Origin of the sequence: Kitasatospora sp. NPDC048239 (genome assembly GCF_043202015.1) — a bacterium.
In the GTDB taxonomy this organism is placed as follows: domain Bacteria; phylum Actinomycetota; class Actinomycetes; order Streptomycetales; family Streptomycetaceae; genus Kitasatospora.
Genome location: NZ_JBICZP010000001.1, coordinates 71,058 through 97,588, shown reverse-complemented (window position 1 = coordinate 97,588; position 26,531 = coordinate 71,058). Strand labels below are relative to the sequence as shown.

21 protein-coding genes are annotated in these 26,531 nt (G+C 73.3%); 5 read left to right on the top strand and 16 right to left on the bottom strand.

The genetic code is table 11. The features are described from left to right. Window positions 1-7 precede the first annotated feature (7 nt). The 3 genes from nadD to ACGFZP_RS00395 all read right to left on the bottom strand — a co-directional run bounded on the left by nadD (window position 8) and on the right by ACGFZP_RS00395 (window position 1,212). Window positions 8-640, bottom strand: a complete 633-nt coding sequence (gene nadD / locus ACGFZP_RS00405) for a nicotinate-nucleotide adenylyltransferase (RefSeq protein ID WP_392927002.1) — start codon at window positions 638-640, stop codon at window positions 8-10. A gap of 123 nt (window positions 641-763) precedes the next feature. Next, window positions 764-922, bottom strand: coding sequence for a hypothetical protein (locus ACGFZP_RS00400; RefSeq protein ID WP_392927000.1), 159 nt, complete (start codon window positions 920-922; stop codon window positions 764-766). Between the two features lie 143 nt (window positions 923-1,065). Further along, window positions 1,066-1,212: a hypothetical protein gene (locus ACGFZP_RS00395; RefSeq protein ID WP_392926998.1), complete on the bottom strand. Its 147-nt coding sequence runs from the start codon at window positions 1,210-1,212 to the stop codon at window positions 1,066-1,068. Window positions 1,213-1,624: 412 nt separating this feature from the next. Here ACGFZP_RS00395 and ACGFZP_RS00390 point away from each other — a divergent pair, with 412 nt between their 5' ends. The 3 genes from ACGFZP_RS00390 (at window position 1,625) to ACGFZP_RS00380 (ending at window position 5,299) form a co-directional block, all read left to right on the top strand. Further along, complete coding sequence (locus ACGFZP_RS00390; RefSeq protein WP_392926996.1) at window positions 1,625-2,689, top strand: M48 family metallopeptidase; 1,065 nt, start codon at window positions 1,625-1,627, stop codon at window positions 2,687-2,689. Between the two features lie 233 nt (window positions 2,690-2,922). Beyond that, entirely contained in the window at window positions 2,923-3,600 is a 678-nt protein-coding gene (locus ACGFZP_RS00385; protein ID WP_392926994.1) for a response regulator transcription factor, read from the top strand. Then, window positions 3,590-5,299 (top strand): sensor histidine kinase, encoded by a 1,710-nt coding sequence (locus tag ACGFZP_RS00380; RefSeq protein ID WP_392926992.1) that lies wholly within the window; start codon window positions 3,590-3,592, stop codon window positions 5,297-5,299. Before ACGFZP_RS00385 ends, ACGFZP_RS00380 begins: the two co-directional genes overlap by 11 nt. On the opposite strand, the gene ACGFZP_RS00375 is transcribed toward ACGFZP_RS00380, so the two are convergent. The 5 genes from ACGFZP_RS00375 to proB form a co-directional block, all read right to left on the bottom strand. After that, window positions 5,296-6,357 (bottom strand): hypothetical protein, encoded by a 1,062-nt coding sequence (locus ACGFZP_RS00375; protein WP_392926990.1) that lies wholly within the window; start codon window positions 6,355-6,357, stop codon window positions 5,296-5,298. The genes ACGFZP_RS00380 and ACGFZP_RS00375 overlap by 4 nt on opposite strands. 134 nt (window positions 6,358-6,491) lie before the next feature. Continuing rightward, window positions 6,492-7,082, bottom strand: a complete 591-nt coding sequence (locus ACGFZP_RS00370; RefSeq protein WP_392926988.1) for a hypothetical protein — start codon at window positions 7,080-7,082, stop codon at window positions 6,492-6,494. 89 nt (window positions 7,083-7,171) lie between these two features. Beyond that, a complete protein-coding gene (locus ACGFZP_RS00365; RefSeq protein WP_392926986.1) occupies window positions 7,172-8,494 on the bottom strand; it encodes a glutamate-5-semialdehyde dehydrogenase in 1,323 nt (440 codons plus the stop codon). Between the two features lie 89 nt (window positions 8,495-8,583). After that, window positions 8,584-9,108 carry a hypothetical protein gene (locus tag ACGFZP_RS00360; RefSeq protein WP_392926985.1) on the bottom strand — a complete coding sequence of 175 codons (525 nt, stop codon included), beginning with the start codon at window positions 9,106-9,108 and terminating at the stop codon, window positions 8,584-8,586. A 174-nt stretch (window positions 9,109-9,282) separates the two neighbouring features. Further along, window positions 9,283-10,419, bottom strand: coding sequence for a glutamate 5-kinase (gene proB, locus ACGFZP_RS00355; protein WP_387939719.1), 1,137 nt, complete (start codon window positions 10,417-10,419; stop codon window positions 9,283-9,285). 316 nt (window positions 10,420-10,735) lie between these two features. On the opposite strand from proB, the gene ACGFZP_RS00350 reads away from it, so the two are divergent. Then, window positions 10,736-11,554 carry a hypothetical protein gene (locus ACGFZP_RS00350; protein WP_392926983.1) on the top strand — a complete coding sequence of 273 codons (819 nt, stop codon included), beginning with the start codon at window positions 10,736-10,738 and terminating at the stop codon, window positions 11,552-11,554. Between the two features lie 67 nt (window positions 11,555-11,621). On the opposite strand, the gene obgE is transcribed toward ACGFZP_RS00350, so the two are convergent. The 6 genes from obgE to ACGFZP_RS00320 all read right to left on the bottom strand — a co-directional run bounded on the left by obgE (window position 11,622) and on the right by ACGFZP_RS00320 (window position 21,108). Beyond that, window positions 11,622-13,097 (bottom strand): GTPase ObgE, encoded by a 1,476-nt coding sequence (obgE, locus tag ACGFZP_RS00345; RefSeq protein ID WP_392926980.1) that lies wholly within the window; start codon window positions 13,095-13,097, stop codon window positions 11,622-11,624. A gap of 99 nt (window positions 13,098-13,196) precedes the next feature. After that, on the bottom strand, window positions 13,197-13,454 hold the full coding sequence (gene rpmA, locus ACGFZP_RS00340) for a 50S ribosomal protein L27 (RefSeq protein ID WP_327676860.1): 258 nt from the start codon (window positions 13,452-13,454) through the stop codon (window positions 13,197-13,199). 12 nt (window positions 13,455-13,466) lie between these two features. Further along, window positions 13,467-13,784, bottom strand: a complete 318-nt coding sequence (gene rplU / locus ACGFZP_RS00335; protein WP_392926978.1) for a 50S ribosomal protein L21 — start codon at window positions 13,782-13,784, stop codon at window positions 13,467-13,469. Window positions 13,785-14,014: 230 nt separating this feature from the next. Further along, window positions 14,015-17,665: a ribonuclease E/G gene (locus ACGFZP_RS00330; RefSeq protein WP_392926975.1), complete on the bottom strand. Its 3,651-nt coding sequence runs from the start codon at window positions 17,663-17,665 to the stop codon at window positions 14,015-14,017. A 398-nt stretch (window positions 17,666-18,063) separates the two neighbouring features. Then, on the bottom strand, window positions 18,064-18,864 hold the full coding sequence (locus ACGFZP_RS00325) for a TIGR03936 family radical SAM-associated protein (protein ID WP_392926974.1): 801 nt from the start codon (window positions 18,862-18,864) through the stop codon (window positions 18,064-18,066). A gap of 282 nt (window positions 18,865-19,146) precedes the next feature. Continuing rightward, complete coding sequence (locus ACGFZP_RS00320) at window positions 19,147-21,108, bottom strand: TIGR03960 family B12-binding radical SAM protein (RefSeq protein ID WP_392926972.1); 1,962 nt, start codon at window positions 21,106-21,108, stop codon at window positions 19,147-19,149. 483 nt (window positions 21,109-21,591) lie between these two features. Here ACGFZP_RS00320 and ACGFZP_RS00315 point away from each other — a divergent pair, with 483 nt between their 5' ends. Next, window positions 21,592-22,899 (top strand): M14 family zinc carboxypeptidase, encoded by a 1,308-nt coding sequence (locus ACGFZP_RS00315; protein WP_392926971.1) that lies wholly within the window; start codon window positions 21,592-21,594, stop codon window positions 22,897-22,899. A 128-nt stretch (window positions 22,900-23,027) separates the two neighbouring features. Here the strand turns inward: ACGFZP_RS00315 and rodA are convergent, their stop codons facing one another. Both rodA and mrdA read right to left on the bottom strand, forming a co-directional pair. Next, window positions 23,028-24,227, bottom strand: coding sequence for a rod shape-determining protein RodA (gene rodA / locus ACGFZP_RS00310; RefSeq protein ID WP_392926969.1), 1,200 nt, complete (start codon window positions 24,225-24,227; stop codon window positions 23,028-23,030). Continuing rightward, window positions 24,224-26,479, bottom strand: coding sequence for a penicillin-binding protein 2 (mrdA, locus tag ACGFZP_RS00305; protein ID WP_392926968.1), 2,256 nt, complete (start codon window positions 26,477-26,479; stop codon window positions 24,224-24,226). Before mrdA ends, rodA begins: the two co-directional genes overlap by 4 nt. Window positions 26,480-26,531 lie beyond the last annotated feature (52 nt).

The window sequence follows — 26,531 nt, the reverse complement described above, 5'->3', positions numbered from 1 at the left end:
CCGGGGATCAGGTCCGGTGCGGCGCGTAGAGCGCCCGCTTGTCGATGTAGCGGACCACGCCGTCCGGGACGAGGTACCAGACCGGCTCACCCTTGGCGACCCGGTTGCGGCAGTCCGTGGAGGAGATGGCCAGCGCCGGGACCTCCACCAGGGAGACCCCGCCCACCGGAAGCCCGGCGTCCGTCAGAGTGTGCCCCGGGCGGGTGCACCCGATGAAGTGCGCGAGCGAGAAAAGCTCCTCGGAGTCCCGCCAGGAGAGGATCTGGGCCAGCGCGTCGGCCCCGGTGATGAAGAAGAGGTCCGCGTCCGGGTGCAGCGCGCTCAGGTCGCGCAGGGTGTCGACGGTGTACGTCGGGCCCTCGCGGTCGATGTCGATCCGGCTGACCGAGAACTGCGGGTTCTCCGCGGTGGCGATGACCGTCATCAGGTAGCGGTCCTCGGCCGGGGTCACGTGGCGGTCGCTCTTCTGCCACGGCTGCCCGGTCGGCACGAAGATCACCTCGTCGAGGTGGAACGCGCTCGCCACCTCGCTGGCGGCGACCAGGTGCCCGTGGTGGATCGGGTCGAAGGTGCCGCCCATGACGCCGAGGCGCTTCCTCGCCGGTACCGGTCCGCCGGGATTCCCGGCCTGCTCTCCCATGCCGCCACACCTTACGCGACGCCCGTTACGGTGCGGGAACGCCCGGTGTTCGACTGCTTCGGACGCACGGAAGGGAGCGGCCGGCGCGCTCGCCGGACGCTCCCCTGGCCGCCTCCGCGGGGCTCAGCGGTCGCGGTTGAAGCGGGTGGTGACGTAGAGCAGCAGCAGCAGGATGAACAGCGCGCCGCCACCGGTCAGGTACGGGTTGAGGCTGTCGTGGCTGCCCCCCTCGCCCTCGGAGGCGAGCAGGTTCAGGACGGGGAGTGCGGCGGCAGTGCTCATGGTCGGCGGGACCTTCTCGGCTCGGAGGACGGACCAGGGTGCGGGCCGGCAGCGGCCCGCCTGTCATCGTACGGGTGCCGACACGGCAACCGCTCGGCGGCCCACCGCGTCTGATCCGGTGTGAAGGGGCCCCGCCGGGCCGCTCAGCTCTTGCGGCCGGCCCTCAGCAGGATCCACGCCAGCAGGCCGACGCCCACGAAGGAGCCGACCACGACAACCCGCAGGAAGATCCCCGGGCCGCTCTCCGTCGAGATCGGGGCGGCCAGGCTGACAAGGGCGTCGGTGGGCATCTGCGGACTCCTCGGACTGCTCGGTACCGCGGCCAGGTCTGGTCTCGGCTCTCCAGGGCAATCAGCCTAAACCGGTCTCACACCGGCGCCGCCCACCGCCCCCTGCGCCACGCCCGGCGCGGCTCAGGGCCTGTCCTTCGGGTCGCGCCGGATCAGTGGGCGGCGTTGGAGTGCGTGCATCGGCGGTGCGGAGGAGGGAGTCCATGCGCTGGGGGCACCTCCCGGCCGAAGGCCTGGGGCGTGCGTGCTCCGGCGTCGACCACCCGGCGTGACCCGAAGGACAGGCCCTATGGTGGCCCGCGGGGACGAGTACGCAACCGCGGACGTTGCACAGACAGTCGTTGCAGGCGAAGACCAGCGGGGGCCGGCCAGCGATGCCGGGGCCGCCGTTCGACCAGGAGGTACTCACACGATGACCGACACGACCGAGAAGACCCCGAGCCGGCGCCGCCAGCGCTTCCCGGAGATCTCCACCCGGGCCTGGGAGCACCCCGCCGACCGCTCCGCCCTGGTCGCGCTGCGCAAGCTGACCGGCTTCGACGACGTGCTGAAGAAGCTCGCCGGGCTGGTCTCCGAGCGCTCGATCCGGCTGATGTTCCTGGCCACCGCCGTCAAGACCTCCGAGCGCCAGTTCCCCGAGCTGCACAACATGGTGCGCGACGCCGCGTACGTGCTCGACCTGGAGAAGGTCCCGGACCTCTACGTCAGCCAGGACCCGACGGTCAACGCGTTCTGCATCGGCATAGACACGCCGATCATCGTGGTCACCAGCGGGCTGGTCGAGCTGCTGGACGAGGAGGAGCTGCGCTCGGTCATCGGCCACGAGGTCGGCCACGCGATGTCCGGCCACGCCGTCTACCGGACGATGCTGCTCATCCTCACCAACATCGCCGCCCGGATCGCCTGGGTGCCGCTCGGCAACCTGGCGATCATGGCGCTGGTCACCGCGCTCAAGGAGTGGTTCCGCAAGGCCGAACTCTCCAGCGACCGGGCCGGACTGCTCGCCGGTCAGGACCTCCAGGCCTCCATGCGGGCCCTGATGAAGCTCGCCGGCGGCCACAACCTGGCCGAGATGAACGTCGACGCCTTCCTGGAGCAGGCCGAGGAGTACGAGAAGGCCGGGGACCTGCGCGACGGCGTGCTGAAGCTCCTCCAGGTGCTGCCGCAGAGCCACCCGTTCGCGGTGGTCCGGGTCGCCCAGCTGAAGAAGTGGGCGGAGGGCGACGAGTACCGCTCGATCGTGGCCGGCGCCTACCCGCGCCGCGGCGACGACGCCGACACCTCGGTCGGCGAGCAGTGGAAGGCCGCCGCCGACCACTACAGCACCTCGGTGAAGGAGAGCAAGGACCCGCTGATGGGCCTGCTGCGCGACGTCGCCGGCGGCGCCGCCACGGTGGGCGGCAAGCTGCGCGACACCTTCGCGGGCGCCGCCCGCGGCAACGGCTCCGGCCCGGACGCCCCGCGCGACGCGGAGTGACACCCCGCTCCTGACGAGTGGCTCCTGAAAGCCCGTTGGCGACGGCCGGCGACCTCCTGGTCGCCGGCCGTCGGCATGTCCGGGGGCGGCCCCGGAATTCCCCCGGCGGAACACCGGGAAATGCGAACCTGAAAGCAGACCGGGGAAGGCTGAGGATTGTTTCAGCTCGGATATCTCCGACAACCCGGTCAACGGCGTTGCGGCAAAAGCGAATTCACCTATGCTGAACAGCCATGCGACTGCTGATCGTCGAGGACGGAAAAAGCCTCGCGCACTCCCTGAGCGAAGGCCTGAGCGCCGAGGGCTACACCGTGGACCTCGCCTTCGACGGCCGAAGCGGACTCGAACTCGCCCAGTCCGAGCCCTATTCGGCCCTCGTGCTCGACCTGATGCTGCCCGGCCTCAACGGCTTCGCGATCTGTCGCGAACTGCGCCGCACCGAGAACTTCGTGCCGATTCTGATGCTCACCGCGAAGAACGGCGAGTACGACGAGGCCGAGTCCCTCGACTGCGGCGCCGACGACTTTCTGAGCAAACCGTTCTCGTACATCGTGCTCACCGCCCGGCTGCGCGCGCTGCTGCGCCGCGGCAGCGGGCCCCGACCCGCCTTCCTCGCCACCGGAGACCTCCTCGTCGACCCCGCGGCCCGCCGCTGCACCGTCGGCGGGAGGCGGATCCGGCTCACCGCAAAGGAGTTCGCCGTGCTCGAATGCCTGGCCCGGCACCCCGGCCAGGTGGTCGCCAAGACCGCCATCCAGGACACCGTCTGGGACCCCGCCCACCGGGGTGACGCCAACATCGTCGAGGTCTACATCGCCGCACTGCGACGGAAGTTGAACCTCCCCGACGCCCACTGCGGAATCGAGACGGTGCGCGGCGCCGGCTACCGGCTGGTGCCCGATGCGCACTGACGCCCGCCCGCCCGGCCCGATACCCGCCGACCCCCCGCTGCGCCCGCTCCACCGCCTCTGGCACCGCCCGTCCGTCCGGCTGCGGGCCGCCCTCGGCGCCGCTCTGGCCTCACTGGCCGCGTTCGCCGTCGCCACCGCCTGGATCGGCGACGAGGTCCGCGGCCAGTGGACGGAGCTGGCACGGAAACGGGCCGAGTCGAGCGTCGTCATGGTCACCCACGACATCCCCACCGGCACCCAGAGCTGGGGCGAGAACATGCAGGAGTCCTTCCTGCTGGTCCTGGCGGACGGCCGGCTGGCCTCCCCCCTGCGGCCCCCGGACGAGGGCCGGGTCTTCTTCCCCAACGAGCGCTGGGTCCGGGCCAGCACCCTGCTCGACGAGTACACCGGCTCGCCCGCCGCGCCGTTCACCGACCTGTCGCCCTTCGCCCAGGACGTCGGACTCGGCCACACCGAGCGGGTCCGGGTCCGGCTGCCCGACCGGACGGCCCTGCCGCACCTGGAGGAGAACGGCCCCACCCTCGCCGGCCGGACGGTCACCCTGATCAAGCGGGTCACCGACCCGGTCTCCTCGCAGGCCCTGGAGCAGTACACCGGCATCGCCGGCCTGCCGGAGCAGCGGGTCACCGTCTACCTGCTCGTCAACCCCACCACCGCCGACCAGGCCGCCGACCGGATCACCGGCATCTTCGCCCGCTACGTGGTGCCCGGCGCCACCCTCTTCACCGCGCTGGTGGCCTGGCTGGTCACCGGCCTGGCCCTGCGCCCGGTCGAGACGATCCGTCGGCGGATGGCACGGATCGGCGCCGGGGCGTTCCACGAGCGGGTGCCCGTCCCGCCCTCCGGTGACGAGATCTCCCGGCTCGCGACCACCACCAACACCACGCTCGGGCAGCTGGAGCACGCGCTCCGGGAGCAGCGCCGACTGGTCTGCGACGCCTCGCACGAGCTGCGCAGCCCGATCGCGGCACTGCGCAGCTCGCTGGAGGTCACCCTGGCCCACCCGGCGGACGCCGACTGGCCGCGGGTGGTCCGGAGCGCGCTCGCCGACACCGAGCGGCTGCAACTGCTCACCGACGACCTGCTGCTGCTCGCCGCCACCGACGAAGCCACCACCAACGAGACCGCCGGGGAGGCCGCCGACGAGGCCGCCGGGGACGGTCGGCGGGCCCGGCCCGCGACCAGGCTGACCGACCTCGCCGACCTGGCCGCCGAGCAGCTCGCCGAGCGCGCCCATCTCGCCCCCGACGGGCCGCGCTGCACCGCCGCCACCTTGCAGCCCGCCCTGATCGCGGCGGACGAGCTGCTGCTCGCCCGGCTGCTGCGGAACCTGCTCGACAACGCCGTCGCCCACGCCCGCGCGGAGGTCGTGGTCTCGCTCACCGCCGACGGGGGCTCGGCCGTGCTCACCGTCACCGACGACGGGCCCGGCATCCCGGCAGCCGACCGCGAGCGGGTCTTCGACCGCTTCGTCCGGCTGGACGAGGCACGCGACCGCGCCGCCGGCGGTGCCGGCCTCGGCCTCTCCCTGGTCCGCTCGATCGCCCACCGCCTCGGCGGCAGCGCCGTCCTCACCGATCCGCCCGCGCCGCTCACCGGGGCCCACGCCGTCATCCGGCTGCCGCTGCGGCCCGAGCCGACCGAGGCCGAGAGCAAGGCCGCCGCGGAACAGGCCACGGCCGCCGCAGAGCGGCCCTAGCCTCCCGCCAGCACCCCGCACACCTGCCAGGCCGGCCGCGCGTGGTTGCCCGGGTCGACCGCGGGCGGGGCGGGCGGCGGGGTGCCGTCGGGGCCGGCCAGCACCGGCTGGAGGAAGCCCGCCATCGACACGGTGCAGGGCGCGGGCCCGGCCTGGAGCACCGAGTCCACCAGGCGCAGCTGCGCGGTGGCGAGGTCCACCCGGTCGAACTCGAAGGTCAGCTGCCGCCGCACGGTCTCCACGGTGACCGGCGCCCCGCTCGGGGCCCCGGCCGGCTTCAGCGCGTAGACGAAGGTGTGGTCGGTGGTGATCTGCAGGGTGCCGCCGTCCGCCTCGTCGATCCGCATCGCACCGGCCACCTTGACGCTGTCCGCCGCCAGCGCCACCTGCGCCGGGTCGAAGCGGACCAGCCAGCCGGTGAGCGCGTGGTGCCGGTCGTCGACCGGCTGGGTGACGCTGTCGTCGAACTGGGCCTGCTCCCCCGGGGTGACGAAGGCCCGCACCTCGGCGGTCGCCCCCTGGATCAGGGTCGAGGGGGCCAGCGAGGAGGCCACCAGGTAGCGCTGCACGGTGTCGAGGGCCTTGGTCACCTCGACCCTGCTGAAGTGCGCGGTGGCCGTCCCGGAGGGCGTCCCGAGGCCGACCGCGCCATCGCTGTAGCCGGGTGGCAGACCGGCGAACGGGTTGGCCGGATCACCGGCCGGCCGGACGGCGGAAGCGGGGCTCAGCGCCACCAGGCTGACGGTCAGTTGGCTTCCCTCGGGGCGGGCCGCCTGCCGGTTGGGCGAGCTGACCCCGAAGTACACGGCGGCGCCGAAGGCCACCAGGATCAGCATCAGCAGCGCGAGCGCCTGCCTGGGCACGGTGCCCAGCGGGCCGAGCCGCACCCGCGGGCGGGTGGCACGGCCGAACGAGCCGCTCAGCCGCTCGCTGGCGGACAGCTCCTGGATGCGGGCAGCCCGGACGAACGACTCGTCGAAGACGACGGACCGGTATTCGTCATCGTTTCCGGAACCACCGTCGGGCGCACCCTCCGGAGGTTCTCGCGGGTCACCCATAACACCAGGGTAAGGCGCACCCTCGCCCCGCCACGAGGGTGTTCACCGAGATTCCCGGGAACGCCGGGTAACCGCGGCGGCGGCAGGCCGCCGCCGCGGGGCCGGTCGGTGCCCGGTCCGGGCGGATCAGTGCCTCAGCCCGCCGGGGCGGTGACCACGAGCGACGGCTCGGCCGGCGGGGGCGTCGGGTCGACCCCCGCACTGCTGCTGCCGGACTCGGGCCGCCGGGGGGCACCCCCGGTACCGCCCACACCCTGGTAGATCGCCGCGACGGCCACCGCGACCAGGCTGACGCCCATGATCACGGCGAGCACCCAGGCCACCGGCCGGTGCCAGCGCTGCTGGGCGACATAGCGCCCGCGGCCGGCCCGGACGGGGTCGTAGACGCTCGCCCGGCCCCAGCGGCGCGACCGGCGCCCGGAGGTCCGGCCCGGCCCTGACCACGGATCAGGGTAGAGATGGTCGTCGTCGAGCCCGCTCGGGTGCGGGCGCAGCTCCAGCGGCAGCCCGTCGCCCGCGGAGACGTCATACCCCCAGCCCGGTCCCACCGCGTCCGACTCGAACCGGGCCTCGGCAGCGGCGAGCTGCCGCTCCTTGGCCGTCGGCTCGTGAACGGCGGCGGACCGCACGAAGGCCTCATCGAAGACCACGGTGGCGAACTCGTCGTCCGCACCACCGTGGTCGGCGCCGTCGGGGTACGGCAAGCCCCCCACATCCTCAGCCACGGATTCAGCGTATTACCGGGCGGGCGATTTGTCTGTGGCTCCTCGCAGTTGGTCCGTCACACGTGTGACGCCGGACCGGCCGGCCGGGCTCAACCGGTGGCCGCCGAGCCCCCCACGGTCTGCGTCGCCTCGCCCCGGACATGCCCGTCACCAGTGACGATGTACTTGGTGCTGGTCAGCTCGGGCAGGCCCATCGGGCCGCGGGCGTGCAGCTTCTGGGTGGAGATGCCGATCTCGGCTCCGAAGCCGAACTCACCGCCGTCGGTGAACCGGGTGGAGGCGTTGACGGCCACCGTGGTCGCGTCGACCAGCTGGGTGAAGCGGCGGGCGGCGGCCTGCGAGGTGGTGACGATCGCCTCGGTGTGGCCGGAGGACCAGCGGCGGATGTGCTCCACGGCGGCCTCCAGCGAGGGCACCACGGCGGCCGCCAGGTCGTAGGAGAGGTACTCGGCCTCCCAGTCCTCCTCGGTGGCCGGCACCACGGTGGCCGGCGAGCCCTCGGCGGCCTTGAGCACCGCGTCGTCGCCGTGCACGGTCACCCCCGCCTCGGCCAGGGCGGCGAGCGCGAGCGGCAGGAAGGCCTCCGCCACGTCCTGGTGGACCAGCAGGGTCTCCGCCGAGTTGCAGACGCTGACCCGCTGCGCCTTGGAGTTCAGCAGGATGCCGACGGCCATCGCCAGGTCGGTCTGCGCGTCCACGTAGACGTGGCAGTTGCCGGTACCGGTCTCGATCACCGGGACGGTCGAACCCTCGACGACCGCGCGGATCAGCGAGGCGCCGCCGCGCGGGATCAGCACGTCGACCAGGCCTCGGGCGCGCATCAGCTCGGTCACCGAGTCGCGGCTCTCGCCGGGGACCAGCTGGACGGCGTCGGCGGGCAGGCCCACCGAGGCGACGGCGTCGCGCAGCACCTCGGTCAGCGCGGTGTTGGACCGGTAGGCGGAGGCCGAACCGCGCAGCAGCACGGCGTTGCCGGACTTCAGGCAGAGCGCGGCGGCGTCGGCGGTGACGTTGGGCCGGGCCTCGTAGATGATGCCGACGACACCGAGCGGCACCCGGACCTGGCGCACGTCCAGGCCGTTGGGCAGGGTGTAGCCGCGCACCACCTCGCCGACCGGGTCGGGCAGGCCCGCCACGTCGCGGACGTCCGAGGCGATCGCGGCGATCCGCTCGTCGTCGAGGGCGAGCCGGTCGACCACGGACTCGGCGGTGCCGGCCGCGCGGGCGCGCGCGACGTCCTCGGCGTTGGCCGCGGTGATCTCGGCGCTGCGGGCCACCAGGGCGTCCGCGATCGCCACCAGCGCCGCGTCCTTCACCCGGCGCGGCAGCGGGGCGAGCGCGGCGGCGGCCTCCCTGGCTCGGCGCGCTACGGCGAGGACGGGGCTGTCGGCGGTGGCGAGATCGCTGGTCATGCGCCAAGGGTAGCGACTGGGCCGGCACCGCCCGCCGGGCATTTCGCCCGGTGAGACACGCCCCGAGCGAAGCACCCCGGCCCCCGGCCTCAGTACGGGTGGACCCCGCCCAGGTGCGGCGGCGGATCGCCGAAGCCCTCGGCGACCCGCTTGTGGTACGTCGCCCGGTCGACCACCTCCAGCCCGACGATCTCCCACGGCGGCAGGCCGGCGGTCACCTTGTGCTCGCCCCACAGCCGCAGCGCGATCGCCGCCGCGTCGTGCAGGTCCCGGGCCTGCTCCCAGTAGCGGATCTCGGCGTGGTCGGCCGCGTAGCGGGCGGTGAGGAAGAACGAGTGGTCGTGCGCCAGCCGCTCCAGCCCGGCCCGCAGCGCGGACAGCGGGGTGACCTTGCCGGCCACGCTCAGCACCACGTGCCAGAGCCGGGCCTGCTCGGGCACCGTGGGCGGATCCCCCTCGTCCCGCCGCTCCGGACCGAGCCCGCGGACCGTGCCGGACTCCCGCGGCGGACCGGCCGGTCCGGCGGGGCCGCCGTCACCGCGTCCGCCGTCGATGCTGGTCAGCCGGCGGCCCGCCGCTCCTCCGGTCAGCGCTGCCTCGCGCCTGCGTTCCACCGGCGGCCTCCTGTTCGGCGATGTCGTGTCGTCGTCCGCGTCAACCCCGGCCCGGCGCGTACGGCTGCGCCCCTCCTCGCCCGCGGCCGGGGCGGCGCCGCCGCCCTGCCGAGGGCCGGGGAGGCCGGTCCCACCCCGCCCCGTGCGGAGCGGCCCGTCGGCCGTGCAGGCCGGTCAGCCGCGCAGGACGACCAGGTCGTCCCGGTGGACGACCTCGCGCTCGTACGCGGCGCCGAACTCCTGGGCCAGGTCACGGGTGGACCGGCCGAGCAGGCGGGGCAACTCCCTCGCATCAAAGTTGACCAGTCCGCGCGCCACGATGTGGCCGTTTTCGCCAAGAAGGTCCACCGGATCACCCGCAGCGAACTCTCCGTCCACCTTGGTGACCCCGGCGGGCAGCAACGAGGCGCCCCCGGAGACGACCGCCGCGACGGCCCCCTCGTCCAGGTGCAGGGCTCCGCGCGGGCTGCTCGCGTGGGCCAGCCAGAGCAGCCGGTCGGAGGAGCGGCTGCCGGTGCGCCGGAACAGCGTGCCGGTGGACCGGCCGGCCAGGGCGTCGGCCGCGTGGCTGGCGGCGGTGAGCACCACCGGGATGCCCGCGCCGGTGGCGATCCGGGCGGCCTCGACCTTGGTGACCATGCCGCCGGTGCCCACGCCGGCCTTGCCAGCGCTGCCGATCTCGATGCCGTCCAGGTCGTGCGGGCCGCCGACCTCGGCGATCCGGCTGGTGCCGGGGCGGCTCGGGTCGCCGTCGTAGAGGCCGTCCACGTCGGAGAGCAGCACCAGCAGGTCGGCCCGGACCAGGTGGGCGACCAGCGCGGCGAGCCGGTCGTTGTCACCGAACTTGATTTCGGCGGTGGCGACGGTGTCGTTCTCGTTGACGATCGGCATCGCCCCCATCGCCAGCAGCTGGTCCAGGGTGCGGTAGGCGTTGCGGTAGTGCGCGCGGCGGCTGGCGTCCTCGGCGGTCAGCAGCACCTGGCCGACCCGGATCCCGTACCGGGCGAAGGACGCGGTGTAGCGGGCGACCAGCAGGCCCTGCCCGACGCTGGCGGCGGCCTGCTGGCGGGCGAGGTCCTTGGGCCGCCGGTCGAGGCCGAGCGGGGCCAGGCCCGCCGCGATGGCACCGGAGGAGACCAGGACCACCTCGGGGGCGTCCGCGCGACCGCGCACCTTGGCGAGCGCGTCCACCAGGGCGTCGACCCGGTCGGCGTCCAGGCCGCCGGACGCGGTGGTGAGGGAGGAGGAGCCGACCTTGACGACGATCCGCCGTGCGGTCAGCACCTCCTCGCGCAGTGAGTCCTCGCTCATCTCGCTGTACGCCCTTCCGGTGTGGTGCGGTACGACGGGACCGGGCCCGGCCGTTACGTGCGCAATCTACGCGATCGGCGTGTCCCGCCCGCAGCGCATTTCATCCGCTGGACGGGCACCGGACGGCCGCGGCCGGGGCCGGTCGGCGCCGGTCGGCCGACAATCCGGATGGCTGGTATGGTCCCTGACCGAAAGCCAGATCGGGGGACGGCTTCTTGCCCGCTGTACCCATGTCTCCAACCCTTTTGGATCGGGCACCACCGCACGGGCATGCCGGGAACGGTTCGCGGGCGCGTGCCCAGGAGTTAGCGCACAGATGCGTTCGAACACCATGAAGCTCACCGTCGCCGCCCTGGCGACGGCCACCGCCTTCTCGCTCGCCGCCTGCGGCCCGGACAACGCCGACCCCGCCGGGGGCACCGCCGGCGCCGCGGGCGGCGCTCCGGCGGCCACCACCCCGGCGACCGGGGGCGCCACGGGCGGCGCGGCCGCCACCGGAGGAGCGGCCGGCTCCCCCGCCGCCACGGCCGGGGCCGCCGGCGCAGCGGGCGGCAGCGCGACCGGCGGAGCCGCCGGCGCACCCTCGGCCGGGGCCACCGGCGCCGCCGCGGGCGGGGCCGGGACGGGCGGCGCGGCCGCCGGAGGCGCCGCGGCCGGCGGAGCGGCGGGCGCCCTGCCCAAGGCCGCCAACGCGGTCAAGGTCGGCCAGCCGGCCACCGTCGAGTTCGCCGACAAGACCTCGAACATCAACACCAAGCTCGAAGTCACCGTGACCGGCTACGAGATCGGCTCGATCGAGGACCTGAAGGCCGCCGGCAACAGCGTGACCGGCCTCGACGGCCGCACGCTGGTGTACGTCAGCTACACCATCAAGAACCTCGGGGACACCAAGCTCTCCTTCACCGCGCCGAACTCCAAGTTCCTGGTGTTCGACCAGGAGGGCAAGCAGGGCTTCTTCTCGCAGGACGCCGCGAAGCCGGTTCCCAAGTGCACCAGCGCCAAGTTCCAGGGCGTCGCGAAGGGCATGGAGGCCAAGGGCTGCGACATCGTCAGCATCACCGGCAAGGCGGTCGGCCTGGTCGCCTACACCGACTCGACCGACCGGACCAAGTACCAGGCCTCCTGGGCGAAGTGACCTCGCACCACAAAGCCGCGGCCCCCGCCACCCGGAAGGGTGGCGGGGGCCGCCGCTTTGTACGGGCCTACTCGTCGTCGTCGCCCTCGATGGCGCTCTGACGGCTGTTGGACAGCGCCTCGAAGGCCAGGAACTCCGTCTCCGCGGCGTCCCGGCCCTTCTGCTTGTCACGGCGGCGGTCGACCGCCGGGCGCGGGTTCTCGAAGCGGTGGTCCTCACCGCGGCGGCCGAGCATCTCGGCGCCCGCGGCCATGGTCGGCTCCCAGTCGAAGACGACGGCGTTCTCCTCGGGGCCGATGATGACGGTGTCGCCCTCGTGGGCGCCGACCTTCCACAGCTTGTCCTCGACGCCGAGGCGGGCCAGCCGGTCGGCCAGGTAGCCGACGGCCTCGTCGTTGGAGAAGTCGGTCTGGCGCACCCAGCGCTCCGGCTTGATGCCGCGGATGTGGAAGGCGCCATCCTCCTCGGTGATGGTGAAGCCCTCGTCGTCGACGGCGGCGGGCCGCAGCACGATCCGGGTGGACTCCTCGACGGGCTTGGCGGCCCGCGCCTCGGAGACGATCTGCGCCATCGCGAAGCTCAGCTCGCGCAGGCCCTTGCGGGAGGCGGCGGACACCTCGAAGACGCGGTAGCCGCGCTCCTCCAGCGACTCCCGGGTGAGGTCGGCGATGTCCTGGCCGTCCGGCACGTCGATCTTGTTGAGCGCGACCAGGCGCGGCCGGTCCTCCAGACCGCCGTACTCGGCCAGCTCGGCCTCGATGGTCTCCAGGTCCGTCAGCGGGTCGCGGCCCGGCTCCAGGGTGGCGCAGTCCAGCACGTGCACCAGCACCGAGCAGCGCTCGACGTGCCGCAGGAACTCCAGGCCCAGACCGCGGCCCTGGCTGGCGCCCGGGATCAGGCCGGGCACGTCGGCGACGGTGTAGACCGTCTCACCGGCGGTGACCACCCCGAGGTTGGGGACCAGGGTGGTGAACGGGTAGTCCGCGATCTTCGGCTTGGCGGCGGAGAGCACCGAGATCAGCGAGGACTTGCCGGCGCTCGGGTAGCCCACCAGGGCGACGTCGGCGACGGACTTGAGCTCCATGACGATGTCGCGGAACTCGCCGGGCTCGCCGAGCAGCGCGAAGCCGGGCGCCTTGCGGCGGGACGAGGCCAGCGCCGCGTTGCCCAGGCCGCCGCGGCCGCCGGCCGCGGCGATGAAGCTGGTGCCGTGGCCGACCAGGTCGGCGAGCACGTTGCCCTGCCGGTCCAGCACGACCGTGCCGTCCGGCACCGACAGCACCAGGTCGTGGCCGTCCGCGCCGGTGCGGTTGCCGCCCGCGCCGGGCTTGCCGTTGGTGGCCTTGCGCTTGGGCGAGTGGTGGTAGTCGATCAGGGTGGTGATCTGCGCGTCCACGGTGAGGATGACACTGCCGCCCTCACCGCCGTTGCCGCCGTCGGGCCCGCCGAGCGGCTTGAACTTCTCCCGGTGCACGGAGGCGCAGCCGTGGCCCCCGTTACCCGCGGCGACGTACAGCTCGACGCGGTCCACGAAGGTGGTCATGGGTGTGCCTCCAGTGCGAAGAAAGTGTTGACCTGCTCTAAAGCATGAAGGGTGGACCGGAACATTCCGGCCCACCCTTCATTGTGAGTCTTGTCAGACTCAGGCCTCGGTGGCCACGATGTTGACGACCTTGCGGCCGCGACGGGTGCCGAACTGCACCGCACCGGCGGTCAGCGCGAACAGGGTGTCGTCGCCACCGCGACCGACGCCCGCACCCGGGTGGAAGTGGGTGCCGCGCTGGCGGACGATGATCTCGCCGGCGGAGACAACCTGGCCGCCGAAGCGCTTCACGCCGAGGCGCTGGGCGTTCGAGTCACGGCCGTTACGGGTAGAGCTTGCGCCCTTCTTGTGTGCCATCTCGCTATCCCCTTACTTGCTGACGGAGTCGATGCTCGTGATGCGCACAGCGGTGTGGCGCTGGCGGTGACCCTGGCGGCGACGGTAACCGGTCTTGTTCTTGTAGCGCAGGATGACGATCTTGTCGCCCTTGGTCTGGTCGACCACCTCGGCGTGAGCCTTCACGCCGGCGAGCACCCACGGGTCGGAGGTGACGGCCTCACCGTCGACGACCAGGATGGTCGAGAGCTCGACCGAGTCACCGGCCTTGGCCTCAATACGGTCGATCTCCAGCACGTCGCCGACGGCGACCTTGTGCTGGCGGCCGCCTGCGCGAACGATCGCGTACATGCGGTACCTACTTTCCTAACTCGGTCGAAACTCCCGATGCCAGCCACCTGGGTACGGACACAGGGGCCTCCCCCTGCGCTCTTCGGAAACCGAAGGGCTCGGGAGGTGATGTGCTCGGGAGCGTGGCGTAGACACGCCGAGGGTCAAGAATACGGACCGGCCGCCGGTGGGGCAAACCGGACCGTACGGGCCGGGGGGCGGGCGGTCACCCGCCCCCCGGACCGCGGGCACTACTCGGCTGCCGAATCACCCTCGGCGGCCGCGGCCTTCTTGGCCGCCGCGCTGGTCCGCTTGGTCGCGGTCTTGCGGGCGGTGGTCTTCTTGGCCGCCGCCGTCGCCGTGGTCTTCTTGGCGGCGGTCTTCTTGGCGGCGGTCTTGCGCGCGGCCCGCTTCTTGGGAGCGGGCGCCTCCTCGGCCTCCTCCGCGGCGGCCTCGGGGGCCTCCTCGGCGGGGGCACCGGTGACGGCCGCGGTCTCCTCGACCGGGGTCGGCACGGCCTCTGCGGGCACCTCTGCGGGCGTCTCGGCAGCGGTCTCGGCCGGGGCCTCCTCCGGCGCCTCGGCGGCCGCGAAGGCCGCCTGCAGCGCCGCGTCGGCACGGGCCTGCAGCACCACGATCTCGGCCTCGGCGGGCGCACCGGCCGGAGCCGTCGCCTTGCGCACCGCACGGCGGCGGGTACGGCCGGCGGGCGCCGCGGAGGCGGCCGGGATCTCGACCAGGCTCGGCTGGGCCGGCTCGACGGGGGCCGGCTGCTCGGCGACGACCGGCTCGGCCACGACCTCGGCCGGGGCCTCGGCCACCGGCACCTCGATCGCGAGCTGGCCCTCGATCTCCTCGCGCTCGGACTCCTCCAGCACCTCGACGTCGGACTCGACGGCGGCCTGCGGCTCCTCCTGGGCCGCACCGCCCTTGCCCCGGCGCCGGCGCTTGCCGCCACCCGAGCCCGCCTCGCCGGCCGCGACGGCCTGGCCGCCACCGGAGTGGACGTGGGCGCTCGGCTGCTCCATGTGCACGATCACGCCGCGCCCGTTGCAGTGCACGCACGGCTCCGAGAACGACTCCAGCAGGCCCTGGCCGACCCGCTTGCGGGTCATCTGGACCAGGCCCAGCGAGGTGACCTCGGCCACCTGGTGCTTGGTCCGGTCCCGGCCCAGGCACTCCAGCAGACGGCGCAGCACCAGGTCCCGGTTGGACTCCAGCACCATGTCGATGAAGTCGATCACGATGATGCCGCCGAGGTCGCGCAGCCGCAGCTGGCGCACGATCTCCTCGGCCGCCTCGATGTTGTTCCGGGTGACGGTCTCCTCGAGGTTGCCGCCCTGGCCGACGAACTTGCCGGTGTTGACGTCGATGACGACCATCGCCTCGGTGCGGTCGATCACCAGCGAACCACCGCTGGGCAGCCAGACCTTGCGGTCCAGCGCCTTCATCAGCTGCTCGTCGATCCGGTAGGTGGCGAACACGTCCACCTCGGAGGTCCACCGCGTCAGGCGCTCGGCCAGGTCGGGGGCGACGTTGGAGACGTAGTCGTGGATGGTGTCCCACGCCTCGTTGCCGGAGACGATGACCTTGGTGAAGTCCTCGTTGAAGATGTCGCGGACGACCCGGACGGTCATGTCCGGCTCGCCGTACAGCAGCGCGGGGGCGTTGCCGGTCGCGGCCTTCTTCTGGATCTCCTCCCACTGCTGCTGGAGGCGCTGGACGTCCCGGGTCAGCTCGTCCTCGGAGGCGCCCTCGGCGGCGGTGCGCACGATGACGCCCGCGTCGTCCGGGACGATCTTCTTGAGGATCTGCTTCAGACGGGCGCGCTCGTTCTCCGGCAGCTTGCGGGAGATACCGGTCATCGAGCCCTCGGGCACGTACACCAGGTAGCGGCCGGGCAGCGAGATCTGGCTGGTCAGGCGGGCGCCCTTGTGGCCGATCGGGTCCTTGGAGACCTGCACCAGCACGGACTGGCCGGACTTCAGCACCGACTCGATCCGGCGCGGGCCGCCGTGGCCGCCCAGCGAGCCGAAGTTGACCTCACCGGCGTACAGCACCGCGTTGCGGCCCTTGCCGATGTCGACGAAGGCGGCCTCCATCGACGGCAGCACGTTCTGGACCTTGCCCAGGTAGACGTTGCCGACGTACGAGGTGGCCTGCTCCTTGTTGACGTAGTGCTCGACCAGCACGCCGTCCTCGAGGACGCCGATCTGGGTGCGCTGGCCGTTCTGGCGCACCACCATGACGCGCTCGACCGACTCCCGGCGGGCCAGGAACTCGGCCTCGGTGATGATCGGCACCCGGCGGCGGCCCAGCTCGCGGCCCTCGCGGCGGCGCTGCTTCTTGGCCTCCAGACGGGTGGAGCCCTTGATGGACTGCACCTCGTCGGGGTCGAAGGACGGCTCGGTGGAGCGGCGGCGCGGCTCGCGCACCTTCACCACGGTGCGGACGCCGTCCTCGGTGGTCTCGGCGGCCTCGGCGGCGCCGGCCTCACCACTGCGGCGGCGACGGCGGCGACGGCGGCGGGAGGAGGCCAGGCCCGAGGCCAGGTCGTCGTCCTCGTCGCCCTCCTCTTCCTCGTCGACGGCGGCGGCGGCCGGCTGCTCGGAGGGCTGCTCGGTCTCGGCGGCCTCGGCCTCGAAGTCCTCGGCCTCGCCACGGCGGCGGCGACGGCCGCCCCGGCGGCGACGGCGGGACGGACGGCCGTCCTCCCACTCGTCCTCGACCTCGGGGCCGGGACCGGCGACGGGGGCCTCGACCTCGACGACGGGCTCCTCGACCGGGGCCGGCGGGGCGGGCGGCGCCGGCGGGGCCTCGACCACCGCGGGCTTCTGGCGGCGGGCCGGAGCCTGGACCCGCACCTGGGTGCGGGTGCGGCGACGGCGGCCGACGCCGCTGTACTCGTACTCGTCCTCCTCGGTCCCGCCGGCGGCCACGGCCGGAGCCTGCACCGGGGCCTTGGCCGAGGACCTCGCCGAGGACTTCGCCGAAGCCTTCACGGGGGCCTGCGCCGGGGCCTGCGGCTCCACGGCCGCCGGGGCGGCCGGCTGCTGCGCGGCGACGAACGGGGCGGGCTCCTGGAAGACCGGGGCCTGGAAGATCGCGGTGGACGGGCGGACCGCACGGCGGCGGGCCCGGGGGGCCGGCTCGGCGGCGGGGGCCGGCGCCTCGACGGCGGCCGGGGCGGGGGCGGCGGGCGCGGTCTCCGCGACGGGAGCCTCCTCGGCCTGCGGCTCCTCCTCGACCGGCTCCTCCTCGGCGGCGGGCTCCTCGACCGGGGCCTCGACCACCGGCGCGGCCTCGACCACACGGCGGCGGCGCGGGCGGCGGGCCGGCGCGGCCGGGGCCTCCTCGGCGGCGGGCGCGGTCTCGGCGGGGGCCTCGACGACGGCGGCGGGCGCGGTCTCGGCGGGGGCCTCGACGACGGCGGCGGGCGCCTCGACGGGGGCCTCGGCCGCGGTCTCGGCGGGCGCCCCGGCGGGGGCCTCGGCACGCTTGCGGGTGCGACGGGCCCGGACGGGCTTCTCCGCCACCGGCTCGGCGGCGGGCGCGGCCTCGACGGGCGCGGCCTCGACGGGCGCGGCCTCGACGGGCGCCTCGGCCGCGGTCTCGGCGGGCGCCCCGGCGGGGGCCTCGGCACGCTTGCGGGTGCGACGGGCCCGGACGGGCTTCTCCGCCACCGGCTCGGCGGCGGGCGCGGCCTCGACGGGCGCCTCGGCGGCCGCGGCCTCGACCGGGAGCACCGTCTCGGCGCCCTCGGTGGCAGCCCCCTGCGGGGTGCCCGCCGGGCGGGACACCGCACGGCGGCGGCGGCGCGGCGGCGCGGCGGACGCGCCGTCGCCACCGGTCACGGCGGATTCGTTCTGGTCCGCGGTCTGCGGATCGGTGTTATCGAGCATGCGGGTGGATCTCCCGTCAGGCCCCCGGGCTCCGTATCCAGGCACGGCTGGGCACCGGCGGCCGGCCGGCATCGCGGACGATGCTCGGGCCGGACCCTTTCACGGTGCCGCCGTGCGGACGCGAGGCCGCACAGGGGCTCGTAGTCTCGCTCGGCGCCCCGCACGCGGCGGGGTGTCGAAAGTCTTCTGGTCTGACCAGTCTTCTGAGGTTTTCCCAAGCTGTGCCGTCCCCCAACCCCGGGTGGCTCCCGGACGGGGTCCTCGGGCCCACCGACCATCCGGGTCGGCGGGCCACAAGAGGCCGGCCTGTGCTTCGACGACGCTCGCTCCCCTGGGGAGCCGCGGGGGCCTGGAGGACCATCGGGCCCAGTTTGGTACTGGAGCCCGGCCTCCGCCCGCTAGGCGGACGCGGTTGCGCGCGGCTCGCCGGCCGCCACTGGGCCGGCCGGGGCCGCGGCGCGGTCGAGCGCCAGCGGGTCGGTCACCGTGCCGGTCTCCTCGTCGAGCGGCCCCTGCGCCAGCCTGGTCACCTCTGCGGGGACCGGCGGCGCCAGGTCGGCCGTCACACGGAGACCGGACAATACGTCGTCGGGTCGTACGGCGGGTGTGGCGTGTCGTACTACCAGGCGCAGTATCGCACAGGCACGGCCCGTCCGAACATCGCGGGGCCCCCCGCCGTCCGTGTCCGTACCGCCGTCGACCTGCGGCGGGAGGATTTCGAGCGCCGCCACCGCGCCGCGCGCGTCGAAGACCCGCAGACCGTTCTTGGTCCGGCGTTCGACCTCGACCCGCTCCTCGGCGAGGAACAGGGCGACCGCGCGGGCCCCCTCCTCCGGGGTGACGCCCTCCAGCCGGACCTGCCACTCGGAGGCCTCGAGGCGCTCCACGAAGTTCGGCGTCCGGACCTCGACCGCGTCGATGACGTCCAGGCCGTTCGGCAGTGACTCGTCCAGCTGTGCGCGCAGCGCCTCCGGGTCACGGACGGCTGCGAGACCGATCTCCAGGTACTCCGCCTCGCTGGCCACCCCGGTCGGGGCGGCGTTGGCGTAGGACACCTTCGGGTGCGGCGTGAAGCCTGCCGAATAGGCCATCGGCACGGCCGACCGGCGCAGCGCGCGCTCGAAGGCGCGCTGGAAGTCGCGGTGGCTGGTGAAGCGGAGCCGGCCGCGCTTGGTATAGCGGAGACGGATCCGCTGCACCGTCGGTGCGGGCGGCGGACCGTCGGGCGTACGGCGTGCCAGGTCGCTCAGTCCTTAGTCAGTTGTCCGCGTCCGGCGCGGCGCTTTTCCGCCACTGTCCGGACTCTGTCATCTCAAAGGGTACGCGCCCGCGAACCCCCCGCACTCCGCCCCTGGTCGGCGGGCTGCCCGCGACGGCCCGGGCCGCGCACGGCGCCGACACGCAGAGGAGCCCTCCCCGGCAGGCCGGGAAGGGCTCCTGTGCTGTGACCGGGATCTCAGACCCGCTCGACGACCGGGTTCTCACCCATGCGAGTGCGCGGTGCCCGCGCCACCGCCGGAGTTGACCACGGCCAGCGGCAGCAGCTTCACCCCGGTCGGGCCGATCTGGATCTCGGTCTGCATCTGCGGGCACACGCCGCAGTCGAAGCACGGGGTCCAGCGGCAGTCGTCGACCTCGACCTCCTCCAGGGCGTCCTGCCAGTCCTCCCAGAGCCAGTCCTTGTCGAGGCCGCTGTCCAGGTGGTCCCAGGGCAGCACCTCCTCGTAGGTGCGCTCACGGGTGGTGTACCAGTCCACGTCGACGCCGGTGCCGGCCAGGCCCTTCTCGGCGGAGGCCATCCAGCGGTCGTAGGAGAAGTGCTCGCGCCAGCCGTCGAAGCGGCCGCCGTCGTCGTAGACCGCGCGGATGACCGCGCCGATCCGGCGGTCGCCGCGCGAGAGCAGGCCCTCGACGATGCCCGGCTTGCCGTCGTGGTAGCGGTAGCCGATGTTCTTGCCGTACTTGCGGTCGCCGCGGATGGAGTCGCGCAGCTTGGCCAGCCGGGCGTCGGTGGCCTCGGCGGACAGCTGCGGGGCCCACTGGAACGGGGTGTGCGGCTTGGGCACGAACCCGCCGATGGAGACGGTGCAGCGGATGTCGTTCTGACCGGTGACCTCGCGGCCCTTCTGGATGACGTTCTTCGCCATCTCGCCGATCTGGAGCACGTCCTCGTCGGTCTCGGTGGGCAGGCCGCACATGAAGTACAGCTTCACCTGGCGCCAGCCGTTGCCGTACGCGGTGGAGACGGTGCGGATCAGGTCCTCCTCCGACACCATCTTGTTGATCACCTTGCGCATGCGCTCACTGCCGCCCTCGGGGGCGAAGGTGAGGCCCGAGCGGCGGCCGTTGCGCGACAGCTCGTTGGCGAGGTCGATGTTGAACGCGTCGACCCGGGTGGACGGCAGCGACAGGCCGATCTTCTCCTCGGCGTAGCGGTCGGCCAGCCCCTTCGCCACGTCGGCGATCTCGGTGTGGTCGGCACTGGACAGCGACAGCAGGCCGACCTCCTCGAAGCCGGTCGCCTTCAGCCCGCGCTCGACCATCTCGCCGATACCGGTGATGCTTCGCTCCCGCACGGGGCGCGTGATCATGCCGGCCTGGCAGAAACGGCAGCCGCGGGTGCAGCCGCGGAAGATCTCGACGGACATCCGCTCGTGGACGGTCTCCGCGAGCGGGACCAGCGGCTGCTTCGGGTAGGGCCACTCGTCGAGGTCCATGACGGTGTGCTTGGAGACCCGCCACGGCACGCCGGGGGCGTTCGGCACCACGCGGGCGATCCGGCCGTCGGCCAGGTACTCCACGTCGTAGAACCGCGGCACGTAGACGCCGCCGGTGCGCGCCAGGCGCAGCAGCAGCTCCTCGCGCCCGCCCGGGCGGCCCTCCGCCTTCCAGGCGCGGATGATCTCCGTGATGTCCAGCACGGCCTGCTCGCCGTCGCCGACCACCGCGCAGTCCACGAAGTCCGCGATCGGCTCGGGGTTGAACGCGGCGTGGCCGCCGGCCAGCACGATCGGGTCCTCGTCGGTCCGGTCGCGGGCCTCCAGCGGGATGCCCGCCAGGTCGAGGGCGGCCAGCATGTTGGTGTAGCCGAGCTCGGTGGAGAAGGAGAGCCCGAACACGTCGAAGGCCTTCACCGGGCGGTGGGCGTCCACGGTGAACTGCGGGACGCCCTGCTCGCGCATCAGCGCCTCGAGGTCCGGCCAGACGCTGTAGGTCCGCTCGGCCAGTACGCCCTCGCGCTCGTTGAGCACCTCGTAGAGGATCATGACGCCCTGGTTGGGCAGGCCCACCTCGTAGGCGTCGGGGTACATCAGCGCCCAGCGGACGTCGCAGGCGTCCCAGTCCTTGACGGTCGAGTTGAGCTCGCCGCCGACGTACTGGATCGGCTTCTGGACGTGCGGGAGGAGGGCCTCCAGGCGTGGGAAGACCGATTCGACAGTCATGTACTAGGAACCCTTACGACGATGAGAGGTGTCGCGCGCATCCGATCCCGATCGGGACGGTCGGCGACGGCTGGGAGGGGTGACCCTCAAGGGTAGCCGAATCCCGGGGTCGTCCGACCGGGCCGCCGGCGCGGCCGGTGTCCGCGCGACCGGTCGGCCACGCGCCGTGCCCGGCGCACGGCGACCGCGCGCACCCCGCCACGTGGACACCGCCCCACCATCCCGGGAACAACGGTCATTGACACGCTCGGACGGCCCGTGCGCTACTTGCAAGGCTCCGCCGGGAGGTCCTGCACGCCATCGGGGCAAGGAAGTTGGCCATGCACGCGGCAACCCGCGCCGGCCGCCCCGGCCGAGGCCGGCGGCGCGGGGCGGGGGCCGGAGTGGTACGGCCGGGCCGGAGGGGACGCGGGGACGCCACCGGCGACCCGCCAGGACCGGGCGCCCCGGGTCCGCCCGCCCGAGACCGAGGCAAGGAGAGTCATGACCGACACCGGTCGACGGCTGAGCCACGCCGCGCTGCCGCCGCGCCCGGACCGGTATCCCACGGTGGCCCAGGCGGTGGCCGCCGCCCGCGGCCTCGCGCAGCTCCACCCCGACCGCTGCCGGGTGCGCGAGGTGGGCCGCTCCCGTGCCGGGCGGCCGCTGGTGCTGGTCTCGGTGGGCGAGGGCCCGGGCGGCGTGCTGGTGGTCGGCGGCCCCCACCCCAACGAGCCGGTCGGACCGGCGAGCGCCCTGCGGATCGCGGGCGAGCTGCTGCGCCGCCCGGTGCCGCCGGGCGGCGAGGGCGTGCCCTGGCACATCCTGCTCTGCCTGGACCCGGACGGCGCGGCGCTCAACGAGGGCTGGCTGGACGGGCCGCTCACGCTGCGCCGGCACTACGAGCACTTCTACCGGCCCGCCTACGAGGAGCAGCCGGAGTTCCTGCCCTCGGCCGGCTCCGGCCGCGCACCGCTGCCCGAGAGCCTGGTGCTGACCGGTCTGATCGACGAGCTCCGCCCGTTCCTGCAGTGCTCGCTGCACGGCGTGGACTTCGGCGGCGCGTTCGTCCAGCTGACCAGGCCCGTCCCCGGCCTGGCCGAGCGCTTCGCCCGGTCGGTGGCGCGCGCGGGCATCCCGCTGGACGTCGACGCGTACGACGCGGCGGGCTGGGAGAGCCCGGCCCCCGGCACCTACGTGCTGCCGGAGCCCGGTCGGGGCGGCCTCCCCCAGGCCCTCCCGGACGATCCGGCGCTGTCCACCTGGTCGTACGCGGGGCGGTACGGCGGGGTGACGGCCGTCCTGGAGGTCCCGATGTGGGCGGTCGAGGCGGTCGGCGACACCCGGCCGCACCCGGACGTCGCCCGCGCGGTGGGCGCCGCCGCCCGGTCGCTCCGGGACCGCGCCGAGGAGCTGACCGCCCTGCTCGACCACGTCCCGGCGCACGCGAGGGCGGCCTACGGCCCGCTGGTGCGCACCGCCGAGTTCAATCTGGGGGTCTGCCCGCGGCTCGCGGACGAGTGGCTGGCCCGGTGGTGCCCCCGGCCGCTCTCGGCCTCCCGGGTCGCCGCGGTGGGGATCGCCGCCGACCGGATCCCGCTGCGGGTGGCGTCGATGCTGCTGCGGCTGCTGGCCGACACCGACGGACCGGCCGTGGCCGCCGCCCGGCGGCGGGCCGAGCGGATCGTCGCCGAGAGCTCCGACCGGCTGCGCCACCGCTTCGGCGCCCGCTGGGTCCCGGTCGACACCCAGATCACCCACCAGACCCGTGCGGTGTTCGCCGCCGCCGAGTGCCTCGCCCCGGACCGCTGACGCCGGACGGCTCAGGCCGGGGCGGGCTTGGCCGGGGCGGAACAAAGCGGCGCGGGGCGAAGAGCGGCGCGGGGCAAAGCGGCGGGGCCGGCCCGGAGAATCCGGACCGGCCCCGGGGGCCTGGCTCGTCAGGCCGCTATCGGCCGCTGGCTCTGCACCGCCTGCAACAGCCCGATCGCCAGCCAGACCGCGAACATCGACGACCCGCCGTACGACACGAACGGCAGCGGGATGCCCGCGACCGGCATGATGCCCAGGCACATCCCTATGTTCTCGAACGCCTGGAAGGAGAACCAGGCGATCACCCCGGCCGCCACGATGGTGCCGTACAGGTCGGTCGCGTGCCGGGCGATCCGGCAGGCCCGCCAGAGCACCACCCCGACCAGCAGGATGATCGCCAGCGCCCCGAGGAAGCCCAGCTCCTCACCGGCCACGGTGAACACGAAGTCGGTCTGCTGCTCCGGCACGAACTGGCCGGTGGTCTGCGTCCCGTGGAACAGCCCCTTGCCGGTCAGCCCGCCCGAGCCGATCGCGATCCGGGCCTGTGCCGTGTTGTAGCCGACGCCGGACGGGTCCAGCGCCGGGTTGGCGAAGGCCGCGAAGCGGTCGATCTGGTACTTGCTCAGCACCCCGAGCTTCCAGACCGCCACACAGCCGGCCGTGCCGGTCAGCAGCAGGCAGAGCACCCAGCGGTTGGCCGCGCCCGAGCCGAGCAGGATGCCCAGCACGATCGCGGCCATCACCATCACCGAGCCGGCGTCCGGCATCAGCATGACGACCGCCATCGGCAGCGTCGCCCAGACCAGCCCGCGGAACACCGCCCGGTGCGAGGGGAATTCCCGCTCCCCCGCGTCCACCTGGTCGGAGAGCACCACGGCCATCGCCAGCACGATCGCCAGCTTGGCGAACTCGGCCGGCTGGATCGAGAAGCCGCCGCCGAGCTGGATCCAGGAGTGCTGGCCGTTGATGGTCGAGCCGAGCGGGCTCAGCGTGGCGCCCAGCAGCAGGATCACGCCGATGTACAGGAACGGCACCAGGGTCCGGAAGCGCCGACTCCCTATCGCTATCACCACCGCGCACAGCACCAGCCCGATCACCACGTTGGTCAGGTGCCGGAACAGGAAGTACTGCGGGTCCCCGTGGGTGAGCGAGTCCCGCCCGCGGGTGGCCGACCAGACCAGCAGCGAGCTGCCGAGCGACAGGATCAGCGCGGCCAGCAGCAGTATCCAGTCCAGCCGCCAGAGCGGCGAGTCCTTGGCGAGGGACTTGGACACCCCGCCGCGCTGCGGGGCGAGCCGCAGCTGGCGGTACGAGCCGTACGAGGTCATACCCGGCTCCTTCCGGTGCCCCGGTTGGGTTCGAGCGCGGCGTACGCCGCGGTGTGGAGGGCCGACGGGCCGACCGGCTGCGCCGGGTCCAGGAAGACCCGCGGCGCGGCGCCGGCCACCCCCGGGCCGCCGGCCTCGGTGAAGGCGGCCGGCTTGAGGATCGCGGTGCCGTCCGGGTTGAACTTCGGCAGCTCCGCCTGCGGCTTGGCCAGCAGCGCCTTGCCGTTGTCCACGTTGCCCTTGTCGTCCACGCCGTACAGCGCCTGGTAGATCCGGCGGACGGCGTCGCCGGAGCCGCCGGAGCCGGTGCCACCCTGGCTTATCGTCATCACGACCGCGTAGTCGCGACTGTAGGTGGTCAGCCAGGAGGTGGTCTGCTTGCCCTCGACCTCGGCGGTGCCGGTCTTGGCGTGCAGCTCGATCTTGCCCTGCGGCCAGCCCGCGCCGGTGAACTTCCACGCGGCGGTACCACCGGTCACGACGCCCGCGGTGGCCTGGTCGATGTAGCTCAGCAGCTTCTGGTCACCGGGGAACTTCGCGTCCTCGTGCGGGGCGATCTCGCGGACGAGCTCCCCGCTCGGGCTTATCACCGCCTTGGCGACGGTGGGCCGGTAGAACGTGCCGCCGTTGGACAGCGCCGAGTAGATCCGGGCCATCTGGATCGGGGTGACGAGGGTGTCGCCCTGGCCGATCGCGAAGTTGACCGAGTCACCGGCCCGCATCTGGTAGCCGTCGACGCAGTTCTCCCGGGCGATCTGGTCGGAGAAGGTGGTGCCGCCCTTCTCCGCCTGCTTGCACCAGGCGTCCTTGTTGTTGTCGTAGAAGGACTGCTTCCACTGCCGGTCCGGCACCCGGCCGGTGACCTCGCTCGGCAGGTCGATCCCGGTCTTGGCACCGAGGCCGAACTGGTGGGCGGTCTTGTAGAACCAGTCCGCCGTCTCCTTCTTCGGCTTGATGCCGCCGTCCTTCATCCACTGGTCGTACGCCAGCCCGTAGAAGACGGTGTCGCAGGAGATCTCCAGCGCCTTCTCCAGCGAGATGTCACCGAAGCTCTCGCTCTCGAAGTTCTTGAACTCGCGGCCGCCGATGGTCATGCTCTTCGGACACGGGTAGCGCCCGTCCAGCGAGTAGCCGGCCTGCACGGCGGCAGTGGTGGAGATGACCTTGAAGGTCGAGCCGGGCGCGGACTGACCCTGTATGGCCCGGTTCAGCAGCGGGAAGTTGGAATCCTTGCTGGTCAGCGCCTGGTAGTCCTTGCCGGAGATGCCACCCTGCCAGAGGTTCGGGTCGTAGGTCGGGGCACTGGCCATCGCCACGATCCGCCCGGTGTGCACGTCCATCACGACGGCGGCGCCGGAGTCGGCCTCGTAGTTGCGGTTGGTCACCTTGTCGAAGGTCTTCCGGGCGTCGGCCATCGCCTGCACCAGGTTGTCCTCGACGACCTTCTGCACCCGGGCGTCGATGCTGGTGACCAGGTTGTCGCCGGTCTTCGGTTCGACGATGCCGGCGTTGCCGATCACCCGCCCGAGGTTGTCCACCTCCAGCTTGGTGATCCCGGCGGTGCCGCGCAGGTCGCGGTCGTACACCGACTCCAGGCCGGCCCGGCCGATCTGGTCGGCGGGCAGGTAGCGGTCCAGCCCGGTCTTGTCGGCGGTCTTGCTGACCTCCTCGTCCGTCACCGGTGAGAGGTAGCCGAGCACCTGGGCCATGTTGGCGCCCTCGACGCCGGTGTAGTGGCGGACGGCGGTGGGCTGCGCGGTCACCCCGGGGAAGTCCTCGCGGCGCTCCATTATCTGCAGCGCCTGCTGGGTGGTCGCCTCCTTGGTGACCGGGATCGGCTGGTAGGGCGAGCCGTTCCAGCAGGGCTGCGGAGTCTTGGCGTCGCAGAGCCGGACCTTCTCCTGGACGTCCTTGGCGGGCATGCCGAGCACCTCGGCGAGCCGGCCGAGCACCGCCTTGCCGCCGTCCTTCTGCTGCAGCAGCGAGGTCCGGCTGACCGAGACCACCAGCCGGGTCTCGTTGCCGGCCAGGATGCGGCCCGAGGCGTCCAGGATCTCGCCGCGCACGGCGGGCTCGACCACCTCACGGATGTGGTTGCCGGTCGCCTTGGCGGTGTAGACGCTGGCGTTGCGGATCTGCAGGTACCAGAGCCGTCCGCCCAGGGTGGCGAGCAGCGACAGCACCAGGATCTGCAGCACCACCAGACGGATCGTCACCCGCCGGGTACGGCCGGTCTCGGGGATGTTGCTCACGTCTCGTGCGCTCCAGAGTGCTGGGGTCCGGAATTCATGTACAGGGGGCCGG

Excerpts from the sequence above, each read along its gene's own strand:
- ACGFZP_RS00390 (WP_392926996.1), top strand. The coding sequence starts at position 1,625 with ATGACCGACACGACCGAGAAGACCCCGAGCCGGCGCCGCCAGCGCTTC.
- obgE (WP_392926980.1), bottom strand. The coding sequence starts at position 13,097 with ATGACCACCTTCGTGGACCGCGTCGAGCTGTACGTCGCCGCGGGTAAC.
- rodA (WP_392926969.1), bottom strand. The coding sequence starts at position 24,227 with ATGACCTCGTACGGCTCGTACCGCCAGCTGCGGCTCGCCCCGCAGCGC.
- ACGFZP_RS00380 (WP_392926992.1), top strand. The coding sequence starts at position 3,590 with ATGCGCACTGACGCCCGCCCGCCCGGCCCGATACCCGCCGACCCCCCG.
- ACGFZP_RS00365 (WP_392926986.1), bottom strand. The coding sequence starts at position 8,494 with ATGACCAGCGATCTCGCCACCGCCGACAGCCCCGTCCTCGCCGTAGCG.
- rplU (WP_392926978.1), bottom strand. The coding sequence starts at position 13,784 with ATGTACGCGATCGTTCGCGCAGGCGGCCGCCAGCACAAGGTCGCCGTC.
- ACGFZP_RS00375 (WP_392926990.1), bottom strand. The coding sequence starts at position 6,357 with ATGGGTGACCCGCGAGAACCTCCGGAGGGTGCGCCCGACGGTGGTTCC.
- ACGFZP_RS00400 (WP_392927000.1), bottom strand. The coding sequence starts at position 922 with ATGAGCACTGCCGCCGCACTCCCCGTCCTGAACCTGCTCGCCTCCGAG.
- ACGFZP_RS00385 (WP_392926994.1), top strand. The coding sequence starts at position 2,923 with ATGCGACTGCTGATCGTCGAGGACGGAAAAAGCCTCGCGCACTCCCTG.
- ACGFZP_RS00395 (WP_392926998.1), bottom strand. The coding sequence starts at position 1,212 with ATGCCCACCGACGCCCTTGTCAGCCTGGCCGCCCCGATCTCGACGGAG.
- proB (WP_387939719.1), bottom strand. The coding sequence starts at position 10,419 with ATGAGCGAGGACTCACTGCGCGAGGAGGTGCTGACCGCACGGCGGATC.
- nadD (WP_392927002.1), bottom strand. The coding sequence starts at position 640 with ATGGGAGAGCAGGCCGGGAATCCCGGCGGACCGGTACCGGCGAGGAAG.
- rpmA (WP_327676860.1), bottom strand. The coding sequence starts at position 13,454 with ATGGCACACAAGAAGGGCGCAAGCTCTACCCGTAACGGCCGTGACTCG.
- ACGFZP_RS00350 (WP_392926983.1), top strand. The coding sequence starts at position 10,736 with ATGCGTTCGAACACCATGAAGCTCACCGTCGCCGCCCTGGCGACGGCC.
- ACGFZP_RS00315 (WP_392926971.1), top strand. The coding sequence starts at position 21,592 with ATGACCGACACCGGTCGACGGCTGAGCCACGCCGCGCTGCCGCCGCGC.
- ACGFZP_RS00320 (WP_392926972.1), bottom strand. The coding sequence starts at position 21,108 with ATGACTGTCGAATCGGTCTTCCCACGCCTGGAGGCCCTCCTCCCGCAC.
- ACGFZP_RS00330 (WP_392926975.1), bottom strand. The coding sequence starts at position 17,665 with ATGCTCGATAACACCGATCCGCAGACCGCGGACCAGAACGAATCCGCC.